This window comes from Streptococcus jiangjianxini (assembly GCF_040225085.1).
Classification (GTDB): domain Bacteria; phylum Bacillota; class Bacilli; order Lactobacillales; family Streptococcaceae; genus Streptococcus; species Streptococcus jiangjianxini.
Map to the genome: position 1 here is coordinate 1 of NZ_JBEHGL010000040.1, position 3,808 is coordinate 3,808.

Annotated in this window: 1 protein-coding gene, 13 tRNA genes and 2 pseudogenes; 2 read left to right on the forward strand and 14 right to left on the reverse strand. The window is 42.4% G+C overall.

The annotated features are described in order from the left end of the window. Positions 1-357: 357 nt before the first annotated feature. A pseudogene (locus ABP870_RS10440) lies at positions 358-563 on the forward strand (ISL3 family transposase); the annotation flags it as partial. A gap of 94 nt (positions 564-657) precedes the next feature. On the opposite strand, the gene ABP870_RS10445 reads toward ABP870_RS10440, so the two are convergent. After that, on the reverse strand, positions 658-2,127 hold the full coding sequence (locus ABP870_RS10445) for a CHAP domain-containing protein (protein WP_350015297.1): 1,470 nt from the start codon (positions 2,125-2,127) through the stop codon (positions 658-660). 302 nt (positions 2,128-2,429) lie between these two features. Between ABP870_RS10445 and ABP870_RS10450 the strand changes: the two are divergent. Next, positions 2,430-2,581 (forward strand): annotated as a pseudogene (locus ABP870_RS10450) (transposase); the annotation flags it as partial. Between the two features lie 43 nt (positions 2,582-2,624). Here ABP870_RS10450 and ABP870_RS10455 read toward each other — a convergent pair. From ABP870_RS10455 to ABP870_RS10515, 13 genes are all read right to left on the reverse strand, one after another. Beyond that, positions 2,625-2,712 (reverse strand) — tRNA-Ser (locus tag ABP870_RS10455). 3 nt (positions 2,713-2,715) lie between these two features. Beyond that, positions 2,716-2,789 (reverse strand) — tRNA-Ile (locus tag ABP870_RS10460). A gap of 34 nt (positions 2,790-2,823) precedes the next feature. After that, positions 2,824-2,894 (reverse strand) — tRNA-Gly (locus ABP870_RS10465). A 5-nt stretch (positions 2,895-2,899) separates the two neighbouring features. Continuing rightward, a tRNA-Phe gene (locus tag ABP870_RS10470) sits at positions 2,900-2,972 on the reverse strand. 15 nt (positions 2,973-2,987) lie between these two features. Further along, positions 2,988-3,061: transfer RNA gene (locus ABP870_RS10475), tRNA-Met, on the reverse strand. A 14-nt stretch (positions 3,062-3,075) separates the two neighbouring features. Next, positions 3,076-3,165, reverse strand: a tRNA-Ser gene (locus ABP870_RS10480). A 7-nt stretch (positions 3,166-3,172) separates the two neighbouring features. Further along, a tRNA-Ile gene (locus ABP870_RS10485) sits at positions 3,173-3,246 on the reverse strand. Positions 3,247-3,262: 16 nt separating this feature from the next. After that, positions 3,263-3,336, reverse strand: a tRNA-Met gene (locus tag ABP870_RS10490). A gap of 5 nt (positions 3,337-3,341) precedes the next feature. Further along, positions 3,342-3,415 (reverse strand) — tRNA-Pro (locus ABP870_RS10495). 5 nt (positions 3,416-3,420) lie between these two features. After that, positions 3,421-3,494, reverse strand: a tRNA-Arg gene (locus ABP870_RS10500). A 21-nt stretch (positions 3,495-3,515) separates the two neighbouring features. Next, positions 3,516-3,601, reverse strand: a tRNA-Leu gene (locus ABP870_RS10505). Between the two features lie 8 nt (positions 3,602-3,609). After that, positions 3,610-3,681 (reverse strand) — tRNA-Gly (locus ABP870_RS10510). A gap of 6 nt (positions 3,682-3,687) precedes the next feature. Continuing rightward, positions 3,688-3,760, reverse strand: a tRNA-Thr gene (locus ABP870_RS10515). Positions 3,761-3,808 lie beyond the last annotated feature (48 nt).

Genomic DNA, 3,808 nt, shown 5'->3' on the forward strand with positions numbered 1-3,808 from the left:
ACCTATCAAGAAATCTAGTATCTCATTCATAACAAAATCCTCCACTATCTTTAGTATAGCAAAGGGGTCAAACTTATTTTATGAAACTGTTATCTGAAAACGATGGTTTCTTCATGCGTTTGTCGTGGTATAGAGGAATTGCTCAATTAAGCAATCACAAATTCCTCTCAACCAAGTTTTTCATTTCTTCACTTCTAATATATAACAGATATTGAATTAGTAACAAAAATTATAGTCACTGATGGAATCACCTTCAAATTCACAGTAATCTTAACCATCAAACACCAATGATTACGCAGTTAAGCAGTTAAGAAAAAATACTTTATAACGATTGCACATAAAAGTGTTGCCTTTTCAAAGATATTTAAACTAGTCCCTGAGTTAAAAATTATTATGACAATTATCAGTTACTCCTTTTTCACCTACAAGAGAAGAATACCCAGCAATTCCTTGGATTCATTCAAGAGATTTTACCACATCTCAATCATACCTTAAAAACTGCGTCAAACACCTTTATTCGCTATCAAGATTATATCACCAATGCCATTGAACTACCTTATTCTAAGCTTTGAATATCAAAAAAGAGAAGACCATTCAGGTCTTCTCTAGGTGTTAGCTTGTCATCAGCCCACTACAGTTGATAAAAAGCCATTAATGTTATCTTGGATAAATGTATACAGCAGAACCTTGGTAAGTAGCTGTTGGATTAAACCATCCACGATAATTTCCAATAGAAAGATTACCGTTGAAGTTTGACTCCATAACTTGGATACGAGTAGAACTTTCAACTGCAACAACTACAGCAACATGACCGTATCCACCATCATTCCATACAGCAATAGAGCCAACAGTAGGTGTTGAACCTACACTGAAACCAGCTGAGGCAGCTGATGAAGCCCACTGCCCACCATTTCCCCAGTTATTACCAGCCCAAGGAGCGAGTGATTTTGCCCCCCAAGTACATTGACCAACAGGATAAGTGTTACCAGCAGTATTAACCGTAGGTGTCACTGCTGCACGTGTTGAAGCTGAATCAGTACGAGTTGGAGTAACTGATGCTGATTGAGTTGGTTGTGACGCTGTAGATTGAGAAACACGAGCTGGTGCTTCCGAAGCTGTTTGTGATGATGGAGTTGCCACTGAAGTAACAGCAGCTGATGAAGTAGACACTTGCGCAGCTTGTGATGCTGCAGCTTCTGAGGCTTGTTGGGCTTCGATAGCAGCAGTACTTGCTGAAGCAGCAGCCATTGAATCAGCAGCTCTTCTTGCAGCAACGGCTGATTCTGAAGCGGCTGTTGCTACTGCAACTGATTCTGAAGCGGCAGCACTAGCACTTGCTGAAGCAGCGACTTCTGAAGCTACAGCTGACGCTGAAGCGGCAGCCTCAACCATTGATACAGATTCTGAAGCTGAAACAGAAGCGGCAACTGATTGAGAAGTAGAAACAGAAGCAGCAACTGATTCAGCAGTTGATTTTTCAGCAACAAGTGCAGTTTTTTCACCTTCTGCAGTCGCTAATTCAACGGCAAGTGTAGCTTGCGCAGCCTCCAATTGAGCTTGTTGGGTTTCCAAATTTGACTTATTAGCTGCAAGTGTTTCTTGATTTGCAGCAATAGTGTTAATAGCAGCTTGATTAGCTTTTTGTTTTTCAGCAAGCGCAGCTTTATCAGACTCTTGCTTCTCTAACATAGTATGATTAGCAGAAACTACTTCACGAATAGCTACCACTTTGCTAATAGCTTCAGAAATAGATTTTGAGTTGATAATAGTGTTAATATAGCTTGTTGCAGTATTTTGTTTTTGTGCACTGCGTGCTTGTTTTTTCAAAGATTCATTACGTGCAACAATCTTTTCAGATAAAGTTTGAATTTCAGTTGATAATGTCGCAGATTTTTCTTTTAATGCTGCATTTTGAATTTCTAAGTCAGCCTGATGAGCTGATAGAGTACCTACTTGAGCTTGAATTGATTCAACTTCCAATTTCGCAGCAGCTTGTTGACAAGTCAGATTAGCAATAGCATCATCCTTTGCTGCAATTTTCGTATCATAATCTTCTGCATTTACAGAAACAGTTGTTCCAAGCGTAACACCACTCAATAAAACAGCTGACAAAATTCTTTTCTTCATGATTAAAACTACTCCTTCGTAATTAAGACAATAAACATTTTACCAAAAAAAACAACAAACTATATTACGCCATTATTACAATTTCATTGAAATCGTAAGGCTGACCATACCACTGAATATAAAAGCTCTATAATTTCAGTAATGCCTAACTTTATTTTAGAACTTTAACGTGTAAGAATTGTGGAAAAATGGCTCTCGCTGAAACTTCGCTGGTCAAGAAGAACCATCAAATCCACTTTATTATCCATCACTGAATTGCCAAAAAACTTAAAGATCTAGTTCAAGATTGACCTAACCTCACTTCCAACGCCAAACTAGAGGCGACCAACAACCTTATTAAAGTCATTAAGCAAAATGCTTTTGGCTTTAGGAAGATGAAAACTTCAAAAAACGGATTTATCTCGCTTTGAACACAACAAAAGAGAGAACCAATCTGATTCCCTCTCGGTGTTAGCTATAAATCAACCAACTACAATTAACAATGAGCCAACTTTAAACGGAGAATAAGGGATTCGAACCCTTGCGCCAGTTACCCGACCTAACGATTTAGCAAACCGTCCTCTTCAGCCTCTTGAGTAATTCTCCTAATGGGCACGAGTGGACTCGAACCACCGACCTCACGCTTATCAGGCGTGCGCTCTAACCACCTGAGCTACGCGCCCAAGCAAAATAGCTTGGAATATAAATAATTTATAAAGCGGGTGACGAGAATCGAACTCGCGACAACAGCTTGGAAGGCTGTAGTTTTACCACTAAACTACACCCGCTAAAATGGCGCGAGACGGAATCGAACCGCCGACACATGGAGCTTCAATCCATTGCTCTACCAACTGAGCTACCGAGCCAATTAAAAACTTCTATTGCGGGAGCAGGATTTGAACCTACGACCTTCGGGTTATGAGCCCGACGAGCTACCTAGCTGCTCCATCCCGCGATAATCTACTAAAAAGGAGGATGTGGGATTCGAACCCACGCACGCTTTTACACGCCTGACGGTTTTCAAGACCGTTCCCTTCAGCCAGACTTGGGTAATCCTCCAAAATGATGGACCTTGTAGGACTCGAACCTACGACCGCTCGGTTATGAGCCGAGTGCTCTAACCAGTTGAGCTAAAGGTCCAAGCAACAAACCAAAATAGCGGCGGAGGGGATCGAACCCCCGACCTCCCGGGTATGAACCGGACGCTCTAGCCAGCTGAGCTACACCGCCAAATATCGGGAAGACAGGATTCGAACCTGCGACCCCTTGGTCCCAAACCAAGTGCTCTACCAAGCTGAGCTACTTCCCGAAATATGCACCCTAGAGGAGTCGAACCTCTAACCGCCTGATTCGTAGTCAGGTACTCTATCCAGTTGAGCTAAGGGTGCTCTATATTAAAATTAAAGTAATGCCGAGGACCGGAATCGAACCGGTACGAAGGTTACCCTTCGCAGGATTTTAAGTCCTGTGCGTCTGCCAGTTCCGCCACCCCGGCGCCTCTAAAGCGAACGACGGGATTCGAACCCGCGACCCCCACCTTGGCAAGGTGATGTTCTACCACTGAACTACGTTCGCATTCTATGCCGGCTACATGACTTGAACACGCGACCCTCTGATTACAAATCAGATGCTCTACCAACTGAGCTAAGCCGGCTATTGCCTATATGCGGGTTAAGGGACTTGAACCCCCACGCCGTTAAGC